19 protein-coding genes are annotated in these 17,921 nt (G+C 72.3%); 13 read left to right on the plus strand and 6 right to left on the minus strand.

The window, feature by feature from the left end:
- Nucleotides 1–148 precede the first annotated feature (148 nt).
- A complete protein-coding gene (locus ORG17_RS17160; protein ID WP_111056494.1) occupies nt 149–1,135 on the minus strand; it encodes an aldo/keto reductase in 987 nt (328 codons plus the stop codon).
- Between the two features lie 111 nt (nt 1,136–1,246).
- Between ORG17_RS17160 and ORG17_RS17165 the strand changes: the two genes are divergently transcribed.
- From ORG17_RS17165 to ORG17_RS17200, 8 genes are all read left to right on the plus strand, one after another.
- Complete coding sequence (locus tag ORG17_RS17165; RefSeq protein ID WP_111056493.1) at nt 1,247–1,483, plus strand: hypothetical protein; 237 nt, start codon at nt 1,247–1,249, stop codon at nt 1,481–1,483.
- Nucleotides 1,484–1,605: 122 nt separating this feature from the next.
- On the plus strand, nt 1,606–2,151 hold the full coding sequence (locus tag ORG17_RS17170) for an acyl-CoA thioesterase (RefSeq protein WP_214528004.1): 546 nt from the start codon (nt 1,606–1,608) through the stop codon (nt 2,149–2,151).
- A gap of 9 nt (nt 2,152–2,160) precedes the next feature.
- Nucleotides 2,161–3,732, plus strand: coding sequence for an FAD-binding oxidoreductase (locus ORG17_RS17175; RefSeq protein WP_214528003.1), 1,572 nt, complete (start codon nt 2,161–2,163; stop codon nt 3,730–3,732).
- A gap of 138 nt (nt 3,733–3,870) precedes the next feature.
- On the plus strand, nt 3,871–4,458 hold the full coding sequence (locus ORG17_RS17180) for a YdeI/OmpD-associated family protein (protein WP_214528002.1): 588 nt from the start codon (nt 3,871–3,873) through the stop codon (nt 4,456–4,458).
- Nucleotides 4,459–4,532: 74 nt separating this feature from the next.
- A complete protein-coding gene (locus tag ORG17_RS17185) occupies nt 4,533–5,414 on the plus strand; it encodes an aldo/keto reductase (RefSeq protein ID WP_214528001.1) in 882 nt (293 codons plus the stop codon).
- Between the two features lie 176 nt (nt 5,415–5,590).
- Nucleotides 5,591–6,163 (plus strand): PadR family transcriptional regulator, encoded by a 573-nt coding sequence (locus tag ORG17_RS17190; protein WP_250892618.1) that lies wholly within the window; start codon nt 5,591–5,593, stop codon nt 6,161–6,163.
- Entirely contained in the window at nt 6,160–6,888 is a 729-nt protein-coding gene (locus ORG17_RS17195; RefSeq protein WP_138802144.1) for an ABC transporter ATP-binding protein, read from the plus strand. The genes ORG17_RS17190 and ORG17_RS17195 overlap by 4 nt, the downstream gene beginning before the upstream one ends.
- Entirely contained in the window at nt 6,885–9,707 is a 2,823-nt protein-coding gene (locus ORG17_RS17200) for an ABC transporter permease (RefSeq protein WP_214528000.1), read from the plus strand. The genes ORG17_RS17195 and ORG17_RS17200 overlap by 4 nt, the downstream gene beginning before the upstream one ends.
- A gap of 122 nt (nt 9,708–9,829) precedes the next feature.
- Here ORG17_RS17200 and ORG17_RS17205 read toward each other — a convergent pair whose 3' ends face one another.
- Nucleotides 9,830–10,501 carry an SDR family NAD(P)-dependent oxidoreductase gene (locus tag ORG17_RS17205; protein ID WP_214527999.1) on the minus strand — a complete coding sequence of 224 codons (672 nt, stop codon included), beginning with the start codon at nt 10,499–10,501 and terminating at the stop codon, nt 9,830–9,832.
- Nucleotides 10,498–10,896 carry a (R)-mandelonitrile lyase gene (locus tag ORG17_RS17210; RefSeq protein ID WP_214527998.1) on the minus strand — a complete coding sequence of 133 codons (399 nt, stop codon included), beginning with the start codon at nt 10,894–10,896 and terminating at the stop codon, nt 10,498–10,500. The genes ORG17_RS17205 and ORG17_RS17210 overlap by 4 nt, the downstream gene beginning before the upstream one ends.
- Before the next feature lie 110 nt (nt 10,897–11,006).
- On the opposite strand from ORG17_RS17210, the gene ORG17_RS17215 reads away from it, so the two are divergent.
- From ORG17_RS17215 to ORG17_RS17230, 4 genes are all read left to right on the plus strand, one after another.
- On the plus strand, nt 11,007–12,164 hold the full coding sequence (locus ORG17_RS17215) for a PQQ-dependent sugar dehydrogenase (RefSeq protein WP_214527997.1): 1,158 nt from the start codon (nt 11,007–11,009) through the stop codon (nt 12,162–12,164).
- A gap of 55 nt (nt 12,165–12,219) precedes the next feature.
- Nucleotides 12,220–13,098 carry a helix-turn-helix transcriptional regulator gene (locus tag ORG17_RS17220; protein WP_027466864.1) on the plus strand — a complete coding sequence of 293 codons (879 nt, stop codon included), beginning with the start codon at nt 12,220–12,222 and terminating at the stop codon, nt 13,096–13,098.
- Nucleotides 13,099–13,231: 133 nt separating this feature from the next.
- Nucleotides 13,232–13,474, plus strand: a complete 243-nt coding sequence (locus ORG17_RS17225; protein WP_214527996.1) for a hypothetical protein — start codon at nt 13,232–13,234, stop codon at nt 13,472–13,474.
- A complete protein-coding gene (locus ORG17_RS17230; RefSeq protein WP_214527995.1) occupies nt 13,471–14,664 on the plus strand; it encodes an MFS transporter in 1,194 nt (397 codons plus the stop codon). The genes ORG17_RS17225 and ORG17_RS17230 overlap by 4 nt, the downstream gene beginning before the upstream one ends.
- A 9-nt stretch (nt 14,665–14,673) precedes the next feature.
- Here the strand turns inward: ORG17_RS17230 and ORG17_RS17235 are convergent, their stop codons facing one another.
- Together ORG17_RS17235 and ORG17_RS17240 are read right to left on the minus strand one after the other, a co-directional pair.
- Nucleotides 14,674–15,645 (minus strand): NAD-dependent epimerase/dehydratase family protein, encoded by a 972-nt coding sequence (locus ORG17_RS17235; RefSeq protein ID WP_214527994.1) that lies wholly within the window; start codon nt 15,643–15,645, stop codon nt 14,674–14,676.
- 141 nt (nt 15,646–15,786) lie between these two features.
- On the minus strand, nt 15,787–16,272 hold the full coding sequence (locus ORG17_RS17240) for a DUF4126 family protein (protein WP_051597019.1): 486 nt from the start codon (nt 16,270–16,272) through the stop codon (nt 15,787–15,789).
- Nucleotides 16,273–16,400: 128 nt separating this feature from the next.
- On the opposite strand from ORG17_RS17240, the gene ORG17_RS17245 reads away from it, so the two are divergent.
- Nucleotides 16,401–17,051 carry an NAD(P)H-binding protein gene (locus ORG17_RS17245; RefSeq protein ID WP_214522632.1) on the plus strand — a complete coding sequence of 217 codons (651 nt, stop codon included), beginning with the start codon at nt 16,401–16,403 and terminating at the stop codon, nt 17,049–17,051.
- Nucleotides 17,052–17,135: 84 nt separating this feature from the next.
- On the opposite strand, the gene ORG17_RS17250 is transcribed toward ORG17_RS17245, so the two are convergent.
- Nucleotides 17,136–17,837 (minus strand): SDR family oxidoreductase, encoded by a 702-nt coding sequence (locus ORG17_RS17250; protein WP_111038386.1) that lies wholly within the window; start codon nt 17,835–17,837, stop codon nt 17,136–17,138.
- Nucleotides 17,838–17,921: the final 84 nt, after the last annotated feature.

The following is a 17,921-nucleotide window of genomic DNA, read 5'->3' on the forward strand; positions in this document are numbered from 1 at the left end:
GAAGACGCCGCCGAGTCAGCGAAACGCCGCCGGATTCGGAGGCGTCTCGCGCTGACGCCGGCGTCTCGCGTCCGCAAACGCGACTGACGACGGACGGGAGGCCCGTGACGGATCCGCCACGGGCCTCCAGGCCGTCATCCGGTCGCGTCTACCGGCCGATGGTCGACATGTCGGGGTAGCGGTCACCGGTCGGGACCGGCAGCGCCGACAGGCGCGACAGCTGGTCCGCCGTGAGGGTCAGGTCGGCTGCGCCGACGTTCTCCTCGAGGCGGGAGACCCGCTTCGTGCCCGGGATCGGGACGATGTCGTCGCCCTGGGCCAGCAGCCAGGCGAGCGACACCTGCGCCGGGGTGGCGCCGGCCTCGGTGGCGATCTCCTTGACCGCGTCGACGATCCGCATGTTCTGCTCGAACGCCTCTTCCTGGAAGCGCGGGTTCGCCAGGCGGAAGTCGTCGGAGTCCAGGTCGGACGGCTTCGTGATGGCACCCGTCAGGAACCCGCGGCCGAGCGGCGAGTACGGCACCAGGCCGATGCCGAGCTCGCGCAGGGTGTCGAGCACGTCGCCCTCGGGGTCGCGCGTCCACAGCGAGTACTCGCTCTGCAGCGCGGTGATCGGGTGGACGGCGTGGGCCTTGCGGATGGTCTCGGCACCGGCCTCGGACAGTCCGATGTGCCGGATCTTGCCCTCCTGCACGAAGCCGGCGAGCTGGCCGATGACGTCCTCGATCGGGACGGCCGGGTCGACGCGGTGCTGGTAGTAGAGGTCGATGTGGTCCGTGCCCAGGCGACGGAGTGAGCCCTCGAGCGCCTCGCGCACGGACTCGGGCTTGCTGGAGATCCCGCGCTGCTGCGTCGGCGTCTCCTCACCGGCCTCGTGGTGGTACAGGCCGAACTTGGTCGCGATGACGACGTCGTCGCGACGGCCCTCGAGCGCACGGCGCAGGAGTTCCTCGTTCGTGTAGGGGCCGTACGCCTCGGCGGTGTCGAACAGGGTGACGCCGAGGTCGATCGCGCGGTGGATGGTGCGGATCGACTCGTCGTCGTCGGTGCCGGCGCCCGTGTAGAAGGCGCTCATGCCCATGGTTCCGAGGCCGATCGGGCCGACCTCGAGGTCTGCGAGCTTGCGTGTCTGCATGCTGCAGGTCTACTCCCGGTCCCCCTGACGGCGGGAGGCACTGGCTGTACCCGCCTCCGCACCACTACGCTGCGAGGGACGGGGCAGACGCCCCGGGCTCGGGGGAGTGTCGTGGTCGTCATCTGGATCGTCATCGCCGTGGTCGTCGTGCTCGGCGCCCTGCTCGTCGTGCTCGAGGTGCAGAACCGCCGTCGGCGGCGAGCGCTCGAGGACCTCGAGGACTTCTCCGACCCCACCGCCGGGTCACGTGCCATGGTCGAGGCCGACGCCGCTCGATCGACGGCCGAAGGGGTGTCGAGGACCGCGCACCCGGGTGGCAGCGCCTCCAGCGGGATGTTCTCCGGCTGACCCACCCGGCCGCTCCGGCGGTTGTGCGAAGCAGCGGATCGCGGTGACCCGGACTGCCCGCGCTTCGTGAGGTTCCTCCAAGGTGCTCGCACGATTGGTCCGCGCACTGGTGTGATCGTCCCGTGAACCTGTACTTCCGACTGCTCCTGCTGCAGCTGCGCACACGTCTGCGCGCTCGGGTGGGTGGGCGCCGCCGGGCGTCGCTCTGGGACGAGGTGCGGACGCCGTTCCGGGTGGTCCCGACCGACCTCGACCCGCTGCGGCACGTCAACAACGGCAAGTACCTGTCGATGCTCGACCTCGGTCGGCTCGACCTGATGCTCCGCTCCGGGTACTGGGCCGCGCTGTCCGAGCACGGCTGGTACCCCGTCGTCTCGGCGCAGACGATCACGTACAAGCGGTCGCTGACGCTCGGGCAGCGGTTCGAGCTCCGCACCCACGTGCTCGGGGTCGACGACCGTGCCGTGTACCTGGAGCAGACGTTCGTGCGAGGGGGTGCCGTGATGGCCCGCGCCGTGGTGCAGGCCCGGTTCCTGCGGCGTTCCGGCGGGACGGTGCCGACCGCGGACCTGCTCCAGGCCGCGGGTGGCGCGGACCGCGACCTGACCGTGCCCGACTGGGTGCACGACTGGGCGAGTGCGACCCGGATCAGCAGTGGCGCGGCGTAGACAGGTCCGGTGACCGAACCAGCAGGCTCCCACCGGACGACCGCCACCTCACGCCGCGCGCTCATCGCCGGCGGGGTCGGTCTCGGTGTCGCCGGCATCCTCGCCGCCTGCAGCAGGCCGGGGCCCGAACCCAGCCGGTCACCGAGCGCCGCCCCGACGCGCTCGCAGACCCCGGACCCTGCACCGAGCGACTCCCCGGACCGCGGCCCGGATTCATGGGACGCTCTGGCCGCCGCGGTGACCGGAACCGTGCTCCGGTCCGGCGCGGCGGGGTGGGACGACGCCCGTGTGCTCGAGAACCCGCGCTTCGACGACGCCGACCCGCGGGGGATCCTCCGGGCGGCGGACACTGCGGACGTGCAGGCCGGCCTCGCCTTCGCCCGGACCACCTCGACGCCGGTGGCGCTCCGGGCCGGCGGGCACTCGTACACGGGGTGGTCGGCCGGAGGGGCACCCGGCACCGGCGTGCCGCGATCGCTGGTCATCAGCACGCAGGACCTGGACGGCATCGACCTGCACGACGACGGGACCGTCACGATCGGCCCGGGTGCCCGGCTCGGCGACGTGTACGCCGAGCTCGCGAAGGCCGGACGGGCGATCGGCGCCGGTTCGTGCCCGACGGTCGGCATCGGCGGACTGACCCTGGGTGGTGGAGTCGGCGTCCTCGTCCGGTCCTTCGGGCTGACCTGCGACCAGCTCACCGGGGCCACCCTCGTCACCCCGGACGGAGTCGTGCACCGGGTGTCGACGTCCCGCGAACCCGACCTGTTCTGGGCCTGCCGCGGTGGGGGCGGTGGAACCGTCGGCGTCGTGACGGCACTGACGTTCCGGACGCACGCCGCGCCTCCCGTCCTGCTCTTCACGATCACGTTCGCGTGGTCGGCCGCCGCTGCCGTGGTGCGTGCCTGGCAGGACTGGGCGCCGACCGCCGACCGGGAGCTGTGGTCCACGCTGAAGCTGCTGAACGGCAGTCGGCACACCGCACCGACCGTCACGGTGACCGGCGTGTGGACCGGATCGAAGACCGGCGCCGACACCTCCGTCGACGGTTTCATCGCTGCCACCGGCGCGAAGCCGCTCGCCCACACCGGGCGGGTGCTCACCTACGGCGCGGCGATGTCCGCGTTGGCGGGGAAGCCGCAGCGGGTGTCCGAGGCGGCGACGTCGTCGATCGGATCGGCGAAGCTCACCGACCGGCAGATCGACGTGCTCGTCGCCCAGGCGGCCGCGGCGGGTGACGTGACGGGCAACCTCGAGGGTGGGGTGGCGCTCGATGCGCTCGGCGGCGCCGTGGCGGACGTCGGCGCGGGGGACTCGGCCTTCCCCTGGCGGTCGGCGCTGATGACCGTGCAGTACACGGCGGTGTTCGCGGACGGGGCGGATCCCGCGCCGTTCGATGCGTACGTGCGGGGGTTCCGGAAGGCGATGCGACCGGCGTGGGGCGACGCCGCGTACGCGAACTACTGCGATGCATCGATCACCGACCCGTCCGCGTACTTCGGGGACAACACCGCACGTCTGCACCGCATCGCCGAGCAGGCCGACCCCGCGGGCGTGCTCGCGCAGCCGCACTGGGTCTGACGTCGGCCCGGGCACGGTGCGCGCGGTCCGGGTTTCGGCCCCAGCGACACTGCACGCGTCCCGCACCCCGTGAACTGTCGCTCAGCGCGAAACTCGACCGACCCACGGCCCACGGCCGGCCGGTCCTACGATGACCGCATGGACATCGTCGACCTGGTGCTGCCGGACGTCGCCGCGTGGCGTGCCTGGCTCGACGACCACGAGCACGAACCCGACGGGGTGTGGCTCGTCCTCGCCAAGAAGGGCGTCACGGAACCGACGACGCTGACCTACGACACGGCCCTCGACGAGGCACTCTGCTCCGGGTGGATCGACGGGCAGCGGCGCGGGCGCGACGACACCACCTACCGTCAGCGGTTCACCCCGCGCCGGAAGGCCTCGCTGTGGTCGCAGCGGAACCTCGGCCTGGTCGCGGCACTCATCGCCGAGGGGCGGATGCGGGAGCGCGGGCACGCCGAGATCGAGCGCGCCAAGGGTGACGGGCGGTGGGACCGCGCCTACGCCGGATCCGCCACGGCCACGGTGCCCGAGGACCTGCAGGCCGCGCTCGACGCCGCCCCCGCAGCCGCCGCACTGTTCGCCGAGCTCGACGCCACGAACCGGTACGCCGTCCTGCACCGGATCACGACGGCCCCGAACGCCACGGTGCGGACGAACCGGCTCACCAAGCTCGTCGGCGGACTCGAACGCGGCGAGACCCCGTACCCGCGGCCCACCCGTTCGTAGACCCTGCGAACCCGGGGAGCGGTCGGGGGACACCGACTCAGGGACCGGCAACGCACCGGGCGTAGACCGGGGACATGACCACAGGCACTGACACCACGAACCGTCCGGCCGCGTCCTCCGGCACCTTCCGCATCGGCGGCGACCTCGAGGTCAACCGGCTCGGCTACGGCACCATGCAGCTCACCGGCCCTGGCGTCTGGGGACCGCCGAAGGACCACGACGAGGCGATCCGCGTCCTCAAGCGTGCCGTCGAGCTCGGCGTGAACTTCTTCGACACCGCCGACTCGTACGGCCCCTACGTCGCCGAGGAGCTCCTCAAGGAGGCCCTGCACCCCTACGGCGACGACGTCGTCATCGCCACGAAGGCCGGCCTCACCCGCACCGGCCCGAACGTCTGGCCGCCCGTCGGCCGCCCGGAGTACCTCCGGCAAGAGGCGGAGATGAGCCTCCGCCGCCTGGGCCTCGAGCGCATCGACCTCTTCCAGCTGCACCGCATCGACCCGAAGGTCCCGCTCGAGGACCAGGTCGGCGAGCTGAAGAAGCTGCAGGACGAGGGCAAGATCCGCCACATCGGCCTGTCCGAGGTCTCCGTCGACGAGGTCAAGGCCGCGCAGGAGATCGCCGCGATCGTCTCCGTGCAGAACCTCTACAACCTGCAGAAGCGTGACGCCGAGGAGCTGCTCGACTGGTCCGAGGAGCAGGGCATCGGCTTCATCCCGTGGTTCCCCCTGGCCACGGGTGGCCTGACCGGCGAGGACTCGCCGCTCACCGAGATCGCCGAGCGCAAGGGCGCCACCCCGGCGCAGCTCGCGCTCGCCTGGCTGCTCAAGCGCTCCCCGGTGATGCTGCCGATCCCCGGCACGTCGAGCGTCGCGCACCTGGAGGACAACCTCGCGGGTGCCACCGTCGAGCTGACCGACGACGAGTTCGAGGAGCTGGCGAAGCTGGGTCACTGACCCCGGGAAGCGACGGCGGGTCGCGAACGCGACGACCGGTCGGACGGGAGGCGCGGTGCCAGCTGGCACCGTGCCTCCCGTCCGTTTCCTGCCCCGTCCAGATCCGTGCTTGCGCAGGCATACCGGGTATGTGCATACTCAGTATGGCCACGGTGGCCCGAGACGGGGGAAGTGTCATGAGCGTTCGGATGGGCGTACTCGCGCTGCTGGTAGGGGGACCCGGTTACGGGTACCAGCTCCGGGGTGAGTTCGAGCACCGCACCGGCGGGAGCTGGCCGCTGAACATCGGCCAGGTCTACACGACCCTGGACCGCCTGGAACGCGACGGCCTCGTGGCCCGCGGTGACGCCGACGACGACGGGCACGTCGTCTACACGGCGACGGACGCGGGTCGCGCCGAGGTGGCGCGCTGGTTCAGCGAGCCCGTGCCGGCCAAGCGCGGCCGCGACGAGCTGGCGATCAAGTTCGCCCTCGCCGTGACCGTGCCCGGGGTCGACGTCGCCCGGCTGGTGCAGGTGCAGCGTGGTGCCGCGATCCGGAACCTGCAGGACCTGACGCGGCTGAAGCGGACGACCGACCCGTCGACTGACCTGGCGTGGTCGCTCGTGCTCGAGTCGATGGTGTTCCAGGCCGAGGCCGAGGTGCGCTGGCTCGACCACGTGGAGTCGAGTGTCGCGCGGTACCGGCCGGACGAGCACCCAGCGGCGCCTGCCAGTGCCGACGCTGCCGCTTCGCGGAGCGCACGGTGACCGCCGCACCGCTCCTGCAGCTCGACGCCGTGAGCGTGCACTACGGCTCCGGCGCGAAGGCCGTCACGGCCCTGGCGGGCATCGACCTGCGGGTCGAGCGCGGCGAGATGGTGGCCGTGATGGGCACCTCGGGGTCGGGCAAGTCGACGCTGCTCGCCTGCGCCGGCACCCTGCTGCCGCCGACGAGCGGTGAGGTGCTGATCGACGGCTCCTTCGTGTCCGACCGTCCCGCCAAGGAGCTCGCAGCGCTGCGCCGCCGACTCATCGGGTTCGTGTTCCAGGACTTCAACCTGATCCCCTCGCTGACCGCGGTCGAGAACGTGGCACTGCCGCTCGAGCTCGACGGGTGGAAGGCCTCGCAGGCCCGCCGCGCCGCGGAACTCGCGCTGGACAACGTCGAGCTGTCGCACCGCGCCGACGCCTACCCGGACGACCTGTCCGGCGGCCAGCAGCAGCGCGTCGCGATCGCCCGCGGCGTGGTCGGGGAGCGTCGACTCGTGCTCGCCGACGAGCCGACCGGAGCCCTCGACTCGCAGACCGGCGAGGTCGTGCTCCGCATGCTCCGTCGGCACGTCGACGCCGGAGCCGGCGCCCTCCTGGTGACCCACGACGCCCGGCACGCGGCCTGGGCGGACCGGATCGTGTTCCTGCGCGACGGTCGGGTGGTCGACGAGACCGTGTACTCGGGCGTCGAGGCGGCACTGACGGACCGGACCGCCTCGTGAGCCGGGGTCGGCGTGCCGGGACCGGCCGGACGCCGTTCGCCCTCCGACCGGCGCTCCGTCTGGGGCGTCGGCTGGCGTTCGCGAAAGCGGGCCGTGCGGCACTGATCATCGCGCTCATCGGGATCCCCACCGCCGGGTTCGCCGCCGTCGCCGTCGTGGTGCAGTCGACGCAGCCCACGGTGACCGAGCAGCTCGACCACGACCTCGGCCAGGCATCGGCGCAGATGCGGGTGTCCGGCCCGGACCTGCCCGGCATGGTGCAGGACCCGGTGCAGTGGCAGTTCACCGACTCGAAGCGGAACAGCCCCGTCACCAAGTCGGACGAGGACTCACCGTTCGCGAACGTCCTGGCGCACGTGCCCGACGGCGCGCTGGCGATCCCGGTCGGCGGCACGCCCGTCGTGGTGCAGGGTGCGCACGGCCCCGTCGGACTGACCGCGGTGGAGGGCAGCGTCTGGGACCCGTCGCTCGAGGGCCACTGGCACGTGCTCGACGGCTCCAGGCCGACCACGCGCAGCGAGCTCATGGTCACGCCGGCGACGCTCGACCGCCTCGGGGCGCGGATCGGTGACACGGTGGACCTGACCGACCCGGTCACCAAGCGCTTCACGATCACCGGGACCATGACCGACCTGGGGACGGACCCGGGGACGCAGGGGGTGTTCCTGCCCTGGGGCACGACGCTCTCGACGACCGACACCACCGACGACGTCGGGCTCGACGACGTCACCGTGTACCTGCCGTCGGACGCCCCGACGTGGTCGGAGATCCGGCAGCTCAACGCGCACGGCATCATCGTGCAGTCGCGTCCGGTCGTGCTCGACCCGCCCGACGCCCGGCTCTCCGGTGGGCAGCTGAGCTCGACACTCGGCTGGTACCTCGGGGCGATGGGGTTGCTCGGCGTCTTCGCGATGTTCGAGGTCGCCCTGCTCGCCGGGGCAGCTTTCCTGGTCGGCACCCGGGCGGACACCCGCTCGTACGCCATCGTCACGAGCGTCGGCGGTGACAAGCGGTTCGTCCGCACGATCGTCGCCGGGTCGGGCCTGGTGCTGGGGCTCGTCGGCGCGGTCCTCGGGGTCGCCGCCGGCACCGGGATCGGCGTGCTCGCGTTCCGGCTGGTCGACAACGGCAACGTGGTGTCGTTCCCCGGGTTGCACGTGCCGCCGCTCCTGCTGCTGTCGATCGCCGCCGCCGGGGTGCTCGCCGGACTCGTCTCCGCGCTCGTCGCCGCACGGTCCGCCACCCGGATCAACGTGCTCGCGGCGCTGCGGGGCTCGCTCCGTCCGGTGCCCGTCAGCCGTCCGGCCCGCCGTCGTCGGCGCATCTGGGGACCGCTGCTCGTGGTCCTCGGCGCCGTGATGACGCTGGCGTGCGGTGTCGGGGTGCTCATGCTCAACGACCGCCCGGTGCAGCACGACCGGTGGGCCTACGTCGTCGGTGCCGGCGTCGCGATCGGGCCGTGCCTGATGCAGCTCGGCATCGCCATCTGCTCGCCGTGGCTGCTCGCCCTGGTCACCCGGCTCACTTCCCGCGCGGGGCTGTCCGCACGGCTCGCCGCCCGCGACGCCCGCCGCAACCCGGTCCGCACGGTGCCGGTGCTGGCGAGCGTGATGAGCGTCGTGTTCGTGGCGTCGGTCGTGATCACGTGGAGTGCGTCGAGCCAGGCCCAGTACGTCCGCGGGTACGAGTACACGACTGCGGTCGGGGTCGCGACGGCCGAGGTGCAGACCGAGACGAAGGACGGCGGCAGTACCGGTCGCCACGACGCGGAGCTGACGGCCCACGCCGCGAAGGTGGTGGCCGGGGTCTTCGACCAGGACCGCATCCGGGTGCTCGGTGTCACGCAGGAGCAGCCGGGCGACACCCCCGCGACCGTCACGATCCCGCACCGCTGGAGCGCGTACGACTGCCCGGCGAACGACACGACGAGCTGCTCGTACTACCTGGACACGGCGAGCGCGTCGAGTCCGCACATCTGGACGGGGACCGTCGACGACTACGCCGTGCTCACCGGGCACCGGCCGTCCGCCGCCGTCCGGAGCGCGCTCGAGGGCGGTCGGGCCGTGTCGCTCTGGCCGGAGTACGCCCACGACGGCGCGGTCCGCGTCGACACCTTCCACGACCGGACGTGGGAGAGCGAGCCCATCACCGAGCGGAGCCGACCGGCGGCCAGCGTCTCGATCCCCGCCGTGCTCGACGTGCAGACCCCGCGGATCCAGGTCGGCGTCTTCATGTCGAAGGCGACCGCCGAGCGGTACGGCGTCCCGGTGGTCGACGGCATGCTCGTCACGACGCTGCCCCACGACCTCGACCCGGCACAGGCGGACGAGCTGAGCTCGGCGTGGCAGAGCTTCGGCGGCGACGACCGTGCACGGTGGAGCGGCCCGTCGTTCGCCTACGAAGCCGGTCCGGTCGACAACGAGGCGATCATCCGGGCGATCGTGCTCGCACTGGCGGCGGCCGTCACCATCGGTGCGACGGCGGTCGCGATCGGACTCGCACGGTCCGACGGCCGGCGGGACGACGAGGTGCTTGACGCCATCGGTGCCGCACCACGCCTGCGCCGAGGGGTGTCGACGTGGCAGGCGGCGATCCTGGCCACGGTCGGCTCGGTGATCGGGACGCTCCTCGGACTCCTGCCGATCCGCGCCCTGACCCTGCGGTTCACCGAGAGTCCGGTCGGGGTGAACCACATGCCGTTCGTGCCGGACTGGCCGGTACTGGCCCTGCTGGCGGTCGGCCTGCCCCTCGTGGTGACGGCCGGGGCCTGGCTGACCTCGCGGGGTCGGCGGCGGGTGGCGGTGCGACGGGCGCACTGACGCCACGGGAGGCCCGTGGCGGCGTCGCCACGGGCCTCCCGTCCGTCACATGGTGAGCAGGAACGGTCGGGTCGCTGTGCCGGACCCGACCATTCCTGCTCACGAAGCGGCGAGCGCCGCGCTCACGCGAGCTCGGGGAGCGCCTCCGCGTAGGTGCGGAAGTCGCCGCGCTCCGTGTGGATCGCCCACAGGCGGTCGGCGATGGACTTCCCGGAGTGCTCGGGCTGCCCGTCGTCGATGCCGAACGGGATGATGAGCTGGCCGACGTGGACGTCCTCGTCGCGGACGGCGTCGTGCAGCAGCTGCGCGTAGGCGCTCTCGGCCGCGAAGGCGACGGATGTTCCGGTGACGCGGGCGCCCGGTCGGACCGCGCTGCCGCCGTTCACGAACAGGATCGTGCCGTGGCCGATCGCGCGCATGCCGGGCAGCACCTGGCGGACGGCGTTGACCGAGCCGTAGACCGAGAACTCGATCGGGCCGACCAGGTCGTCCGCCGTGGTCTCGAGCACCGGGCGCATGTACTCCTTGGCGGGGAGCGGGCTGTACTGCAGCACCTCGATGGGGCCGAGCTGCTCGGTCGCGCGCTCGAGTGCGGTGCGCAGGGAGTCCCCGTCACGGACGTTCGCGGCGAACCCGGCGGCGGTGTGGCCGCGCTCACGCAGTTCCGCGGCGAGGCCGTCCAGCCGGTCCTGGTTGCGGGAGATCAGGGCGACGGCGAAGCCCTCACGGGCGAAGCGCTCGGCGACGGCGAGGCCGAGGCCCTTGCCGGCCCCGACGATGGCGATGGTGGTCATGCGGTGTACTCCTCGTCGCTCACGTGCTCGAGCCAGGTGGTGGTCGTCGCCGGGTCGTCGGCGGCCTCGAGCATCGCGAGGTGTTCCATGGAGTCGGTGGGGGTCGCGCCGTGCCAGTGTTCCTCGCCGGCGGGCGTGTAGACGGTCTGTCCAGCCTGCACCTCGATGACGCGGCCGTCCCGGGTGCCCATCCGCGCGACGCCCTCGGTGACGTGCAGGGTCTGGCCCTTGGCGTGCGAGTGCCACGCGGTGCGGGCGCCGGGCAGGAACCGGACCTTGGCGACGGTCATCGTCTGACCGGGCTCCTTCGGCGAGGCGATGGCGTCGAGGTACACGTCGCCGGTGAACTGCTCGGGCGGGTTCTTGACGGTCGGCTGCTTCGGTTCGATCTGCATGCCGACGACGGTAGGCCGCCGTGCGCACCGTCGGGAGGTGCCGACAGACCCCCTCAGGGGTTTCCCGAACGCAGCGTGTGTGATCGACCCACGACCCCGGGAGGATCATCGTGGACACACCCGCCGGAACGCCCCGCAGCCGCCGCCTCTGGTCGCTGGCCGGCCTCGCCGCCGTCGCCGCACTGGCCCTCACCGCCTGCACGAGCGGAGACGGAACCGAGCAGGACGGGTCCGACCGGGGCGGTTCGCCGTCGGCGCGCGCGACCGCGCCCGCCGACCTGTCGGCCGGTCAGGTGGCGCTCGACGGTGACACCACCGACGTGGTCACCGGCCTGGAGGCCCCCTGGTCGGTGGTCCTGACGGGTGACGACGGCGACGCGCTGGTCAGCGAGCGTGACTCGGCCCGGGTGCTCGAGCTGCGGTCCGACGGCACCACCCGTCAGGTCGGCACCGTCGACGGTGTTAGCCACGGCGGCGAGGGCGGACTGCTCGGGCTCGCGCTGCACGACGACGACCTGTTCGTGTACTCCACGGCCGACGACGGCAACCGGATCCAGCGGTACGAGCTGACCGGTGACACCGGGTCGTGGGGGCTCGGGGACGCGACGACGATCATCGACGGGCTGCCGAAGAACACGTTCCACGACGGGGGCCGGATCGCGTTCGGGCCCGACGACATGCTCTACGCCAGCGTCGGGGACGCCGGGGCGAGCACGGACGCGCAGGACGAGGACTCGCTCGCGGGCAAGATCCTGCGGCTCACCCCGGACGGCGACGTCCCCGCCGACAACCCGATCGACGGGTCGCCGGTGTGGAGCCTCGGGCACCGCAACGTGCAGGGCATGGGGTGGTCGTCGGACGGCACGATGTTCGCGTCGGAGTTCGGTGAGAACACCCACGACGAGCTCAACGTGATCGAGCCCGGGTCGAACTACGGCTGGCCCGAGGTCGAGGGCACCGGTGGCGAGGACCAGGGCTTCGTCGACCCCGTGCAGCAGTGGTCCACCGACGAGGCGTCCCCCAGCGGCCTCGCCGTCGTCGACGACACGGTGTTCATCGCGAACCTGCGGGGCGAGGTGCTCCGGGCGGTCCCGGCCGACGACCCCGGCACCGCGACCGAGTACTTCGCGGGTGACTTCGGGCGCATCCGCACGGTGCTCGAGGGCCCGTCGGACACCCTCTGGTTCGTCACGAACAACACCGACGGCCGCGGGACGCCGTCGAGCGGGGACGACCGGATCGTCTCCGTCCCGTTCACGCGCACGTGAAAGGGGTTCCCGCAGCCCCTCGCTCGCGCCGGACGGGGCGAAGTACCGTGACGGCATGAACCACCGCGACGAAGCGCGCGACTTCCTCTCCAGCCGTCGCGCCCGCATCACCCCCGAGCAGGCCGGCGTCGAGACCTTCGGCACGCGGCGTCGCGTCACCGGGCTGCGTCGCGAAGAGGTCGCGCGCCTGGCCGGCGTCAGCATCGACTACTACACGCGGCTCGAGCGCGGCAACCTGCAGGGGGTCTCGGACAGCGTGCTCGACGCCATCGGCCGGGCCCTGCAGCTCGACCCCGCCGAGCAGGAGCACCTGCGCGACCTGTCGCAGCACCAGAACGAGACCCCGCGTCGCGCCGGTCGTGTCGTGCCCGTCGCTGCCGTCCGACCGGAGCTGCAGTACCTGCTCGACGTGGTCACGGACGCCCCGGCGATGATCATCAACAACCGGCAGGACATCGTCGCCGCGAACGCGCTCGGCTTCGCGATGCACTCGGACCTGGTCGCGGCACCGGCGCGGCCGATGAACTTCTCGCGCTTCATCTTCCTCGACCCGCAGGCGCGGAACTTCTACCAGGACTGGCAGCGGGCCGCGCACACGAACGTCGCGATCCTGCGCCGCGAAGCGGGCCGGACGCCGAACGACAAGGACCTCGCTGCGCTGATCGGCGAGCTGTCGATGCGGAGCGACGACTTCCGCGGCCTCTGGGCAGCGCACGACGTCCGACGCCACTACGCCGGCGTGAAGTCGTTCCGGCACAGCGTCGTGGGGCCGCTCGAACTCCACTTCCAGACGCTCGAACTCGCCGAGGACCCGGGGCTCGCGCTCACCATCTACCCGGCGACCCCGGGCAGCCCCACGGCGGACGCCCTGCGGGTGCTGGCCTCGTGGGCAGCGACCGAGGGCATCGCGGAGCGGGCGCGCCAGCTCGCCTGAGGCGGTGGTGGCGACCACCCCACTGACTGGAGGCGCGGGGCGGGCCCGCACCGCGCCTCCAGTCCGGTGCCGGTCGCGTCGTACCTCCGTGCCGGCTGTCCACCATCACGACCAGGAAGGGCGCGCTGAGCGCATGAACGACACCGAGTCCCTGCAGACCGCGCCACCCGCGGCGCCGCTCGGTCTCCTGCAGCGCCTGCGGTTCCGGCTGCGGGCCGAGCAGGAGATCCACGAACTGACCCGTGACCGCGAGCTCGAGGCACGTGTGCGTGCCGAAGCGGCCGTACGGCTCACGCCGGGGCCGTGGCACCTGGGTGCGCTGTTCCAGCGACAGCAGAAGCTGGACCTCCCGGACGAAGGAGCACCCCACGCATGAGCACGGACCACTCGATGTCGACGGGCCGGACCCTGCTCTTCGCCGTCGCCGGGGGAGCAGCGGTCGGCAACCTGTACTGGTCGCAGCCGCTGCTCGACGACATCGCATCGTCGCTCGGCACCTCGGCGTCGCTCGCCGGGCTGCTCGTCACGCTGACCCAGGTCGGCTACGCCCTCGGCATCCTGCTCGTCGTGCCGCTCGGGGACGTCCTCGACCGCCGACGCCTCATCCCCTGGGTGCTCGTCGCCTCCGCCGTCGCGCTGCTGCTCGCCGCGATCGCACCGACCTTCGCGACGCTCCTGGTCGCCCTGGCGCTGGTCGGGCTCACCACGGTCGCGGGGCAGCTCCTCATCCCCCTGGCCGGGGACCTCGCCGACCCCGCGCAGCGCGGACGCGTCGTCGGCACGATCGCGTCCGGGGTGCTCACCGGCATCCTCGTGTCGCGGACGATCAGCGGCCTGGTCGCGGACGCGTTCGGGTGGCGCGCGATCTACGTCCTCGCCGCCGTCGTCGCGGTCGTCCTCGCCGTGCTGCTGCGGCGGGCCATCCCGGAACTCGGAACCCGCGGCAGGGTGGCGTACCCGCAGCTCATCCTGTCGGTGTTCCGTGCCGTCCGGACCCACCGGACCGTCCAGGTCACGCTGGTGATCAGCTCCTCGGTGTTCGCCGTGTTCACGATGTTCTGGACCGCCCTGACGTTCCTGCTGAGCAGCGACCCCTACGACTTCTCCACCAGCAGCATCGGGTTGGTCGGCCTGGTGGGGCTCGCGGGTGCCGTGGCGGCGCAGCGGGTCGGGCGACTGCACGACCGCGGGTTGTCGGTACCCGTCACCGGCGGAGCGATCGTGCTCCTGCTCGTCTCCCTGGTCGTCGCCGGGATCGGTGCGCACTCGATCGTCGTGGTGCTGCTCGCCGTGCTGCTGCTCGACGTCGCCGTGCAGGCCGCGAACGTGCTCAACCAGACTCGGCTCTTCTCGGTCGACCCGGCCGCGCGGAGCCGGCTCAACACGGCGTTCGTCACCTCGAACTTCATCGGCGGCGCGATCGGTTCGGCCCTGGCGTCGGTGCTGTGGAACGCCGGGGGCTGGACGGCGGTCACGATCGGCGCCGCGGTGCTCGCGGGGTTCGCCGCGACGGTCTGGGTCGTGCACCGGAACCGTGGGCTCGTGGTCGAGCCGGAGCGGGCCTGACCGTGGATCTCAGCGGACCAGGGGGTTCGTGACCGCGAGCTCACCGTGGTCGACGAGCCAGCGCACGGCGTCCAGCACGGTCTCCTCGGCGGTGAACGCCGGCGCGTAGCCGAGCAGACGACTCGCCTTCTCGGTGCTGAAGACCTGGCTGCGGGACAGGTGCTCCCAGCTGGCGTCAGCGTGTTCCGGAGCCGTGGTCTCGCGGAACCGGTCCCAGGTGACGGAGTCGAGCCGGGCCTCCTGGCCGAACCACGACGCTGCCAGGTGGGCGTACCCGCGCGCGGTGAGCGCCGTCGGAGCCGTCACGAAGAAGTCCTCGCCCGCCGCCGCATCGCGGTGCTCGACCGCGAGCTGGAACGCCTGCGCGACGTCGTCGGCGTGCACGTGGGCCATCGTCTCGGCGCCGAGACCGGGGACCTCGAGCGGTTCGCCGGCGGACAGCTTCGTCAGCACCGAGGTGTCGAGGTTGCCGAGCGGACCGATCGGCGTCCAGCCCGGACCGCTGATGTGTCCGGGGTGCAGCGACGTCGTGACCAAACCGCCTGATGCGGTTTCTTCCTTGAGCATCCGGGCGATGGCGTCCTTCTGGACGCCGTAGTCGCCGAACGGCGGGGTGGCGTCCTGCTCGGTGATCGGCAGCACGTGCGAGACACCGGCGCGCCAGATCGAACCGCAGTGCAGCAGGTGCGTGCCGGTGCCGCGGAGCGCGTCGACCAGCGCTGCGGCCGAGGACTCGGTGAAGCAGACGAGGTCGACGACGGCGTCGGCACCGAGCGCGGCGATGCGGCTGCCGAAGGTGCCGTCACGGTCCTCCTGCTCGCGGTCGGCGGTGATCCGCTCGACCTGCTGCCACTCCGGGGCGTCGGCGTACGGGGTGCTCGTGCCGCGCGTGACGGCGACGACGCGGTGCCCCGAGCGGACGAGACGGGGGACGAGGAACGAGCCGATGTGGCCGGTGGCTCCGATGACGACGATGTGCATGAGGGCCACCGTAGGCCGAGGCGTGCGGATCGTGAGCAGGAACGGTCGGGTGCGGCGGTGCGACCCGACCGTTCCTGCTCACGAAGCGCGCCGCGGCGAGCGCAGCGCGCGCGGCGAGCAAGCGCAGCGCGCCCGCGGCGCTCAGTCGGCGGTGATGACCTTCACGGAGCCGGCGATGGTGGCGGCGTCCTCGGCGAGCGCGACGACGGGGTCGGGCAGGCCCGCGCCCCCGAGGGCCTTGCGCACACCCCAGCCGACGAAGCTGCCGACGAGGGCACCGACGCCACCGAGGATCGCGCCCTCGATGCGCAGGTCGCGCTTGCCCGTGGTGCCGAGTGCGGCTCCGGCGAGGGCACCGGACGCGACACGTCCGAGCAGCGCCGAGGGGGCGATGCGGTTCGGGGTCTTCGGCAGCTTGTCGCCGATGAGCTCACCGACGGCGGAGGCGACGAGCAGCCCACGGCCGACCGGGGTGCTGAAGACCTTCCACTGCTGCCACGAACCCTTCAGCGAGGACCGGTCGTGGTTCAGTGCGAGGACGGCGAGCGGGGTGGCGCTCCGGCCGCCGCTCATGATGCCGAGGACCAGGGTGCGGACCAGGGTGTGCTGCTCGTGCTGCTTGCTCATCGTGACTCCTGTCGTGTTGCCCCCGACGGTACGCACGGTGACCTCGGGTGTTCCGAGCATCGCGAGCGATCGCCGGGCGGACGTCCGGCGTTCCCGGGTACGGAGCCTCCCCGAGTAACGTCCGGCGCATGAGCAACGTCATCGTCCTCGGCGGCCACGGCAAGGTCGCCCTCCTCGCCACCCGCATCCTGTCCGAGCGCGGACACACGGTCACCTCCGTCATCCGGAACGCCGACCAGTCCGACGAGATCCGGGCGCACGGCGGCGAACCGCACGTCGCGGACATCCAGCAGCAGTCCCTGAACGACTTCGCCGAACTGATCCGCGGGCACGACGCCGTGGTGTGGTCGGCCGGTGCCGGTGGCGGTTCCGTCGACCGGACCTGGGCCATCGACCGCGACGCTGCGGTGCTGTCGATCCAGGGGGCGAAGCAGGCCGGCGTCGACCGCTACGTGATGGTGTCGTGGTCCGGCTCGCAGCTCGACCACGGGATCCCGCAGGACCAGGACTTCTTCGCGTACGCGCAGTCGAAGATGATCGCCGACGCCGTGCTCCGCGACTCGGGGCTGCAGTGGACGATCGTCGCCCCGAGCACCCTGACCGACGACGAGCCGACCGGCTCCGTCGACTGGGACGGCTCGTCCACCCAGGTGCCGCGCGGTGACGTGGCGCACGTGGTCGCCGACGTGGTCGAGAACCCCGGCACGGCCGGCAACACCTTCCGGTTCAACACGGGGTCGACCCCGGTGGCGGAGTTCCTGCGCGCGGACGCGGTCTGACCAGGACCGGCAGACCACTGACGGACGGGGTCGCGACGGTCCTCCCGCCGCGACCCCGAGCTGTCCGTCGCGTCGCCGCGGCGCTCAGGCCATCTGCGCGTAGAAGCGCTCCGGTGCATCGGCGAGCGACGCCTTCACCATCCGGCTCCAGTCGTCGACCAGCACCTCGGCCGCGCCGCGCTCCACACCGTCGAGTGCCGCACGGGCCACGTCCGTCGGGTCCGTCTTCGGGCCGTCGTAGTCGCCCATCATGTCGGTGTCGGCCGCACCGAGGTGGAGTCCCTGCACGCTGATGCCCCGGTCGGCGAGCTCCAGGCGGACGGCGTTCGTCATGTTCCACTCGGCCGCCTTCGCCGCGGCGTAGCCACCGGCGCCGGGCGCCGCGAACCAGGACAGTGCCGACAGCACGTTGACGATCGCGCCGCCGCCGTTCCGCTCGATCACCGGCGCGAAGGCACGGATCATCGACAGGCTGCCCCAGAAGTGCGTGTCCATGGCCTTCCGGACGATGGTCAGGTCGTCGGTCACCAGGGAGCCCTGCGTCGAGATGCCGGCGTTGTTCACGAGCAGCGTCACGTCGCCCGCGGCTGCGGCCACCGCGTCGACCGAGGCCTGGTCGGTGATGTCGAGGGGCAGCGCGACGACGCCCTCGACGTCGACGAGTTCGGGGCGGCGTGCGGTCGCGTAGACCTTCGACGCCCCGCGCTCCAGCAGCTCCAGGGCGAAGCGGCGTCCGATGCCGCGGTTCGAGCCGGTGACGAGTGCGACCGATCCAGCGATGTCCATGGTGTCTCCTCCTGCCGCGCGGGTGTCTCCCGCAGCGGCTCGGCTACGCTAAGACCTCACATCCATGTCAGGGGCAAGCCCGGA

The organism is Curtobacterium flaccumfaciens pv. betae (assembly GCF_026241855.1).
In the GTDB taxonomy this organism is placed as follows: domain Bacteria; phylum Actinomycetota; class Actinomycetes; order Actinomycetales; family Microbacteriaceae; genus Curtobacterium; species Curtobacterium flaccumfaciens.

Bases quoted from the DNA above. Each gene is read 5' to 3' on its own strand.
- ORG17_RS17160 (WP_111056494.1), bottom strand. From the start codon at position 1,135: ATGCAGACACGCAAGCTCGCAGACCTCGAGGTCGGCCCGATCGGCCTC.
- ORG17_RS17180 (WP_214528002.1), top strand. From the start codon at position 3,871: ATGGACATCGTCGACCTGGTGCTGCCGGACGTCGCCGCGTGGCGTGCC.
- ORG17_RS17185 (WP_214528001.1), top strand. From the start codon at position 4,533: ATGACCACAGGCACTGACACCACGAACCGTCCGGCCGCGTCCTCCGGC.
- ORG17_RS17190 (WP_250892618.1), top strand. From the start codon at position 5,591: ATGAGCGTTCGGATGGGCGTACTCGCGCTGCTGGTAGGGGGACCCGGT.
- ORG17_RS17205 (WP_214527999.1), bottom strand. From the start codon at position 10,501: ATGACCACCATCGCCATCGTCGGGGCCGGCAAGGGCCTCGGCCTCGCC.
- ORG17_RS17210 (WP_214527998.1), bottom strand. From the start codon at position 10,896: ATGCAGATCGAACCGAAGCAGCCGACCGTCAAGAACCCGCCCGAGCAG.
- ORG17_RS17220 (WP_027466864.1), top strand. From the start codon at position 12,220: ATGAACCACCGCGACGAAGCGCGCGACTTCCTCTCCAGCCGTCGCGCC.
- ORG17_RS17225 (WP_214527996.1), top strand. From the start codon at position 13,232: ATGAACGACACCGAGTCCCTGCAGACCGCGCCACCCGCGGCGCCGCTC.
- ORG17_RS17230 (WP_214527995.1), top strand. From the start codon at position 13,471: ATGAGCACGGACCACTCGATGTCGACGGGCCGGACCCTGCTCTTCGCC.
- ORG17_RS17235 (WP_214527994.1), bottom strand. From the start codon at position 15,645: ATGCACATCGTCGTCATCGGAGCCACCGGCCACATCGGCTCGTTCCTC.
- ORG17_RS17240 (WP_051597019.1), bottom strand. From the start codon at position 16,272: ATGAGCAAGCAGCACGAGCAGCACACCCTGGTCCGCACCCTGGTCCTC.
- ORG17_RS17245 (WP_214522632.1), top strand. From the start codon at position 16,401: ATGAGCAACGTCATCGTCCTCGGCGGCCACGGCAAGGTCGCCCTCCTC.
- ORG17_RS17250 (WP_111038386.1), bottom strand. From the start codon at position 17,837: ATGGACATCGCTGGATCGGTCGCACTCGTCACCGGCTCGAACCGCGGC.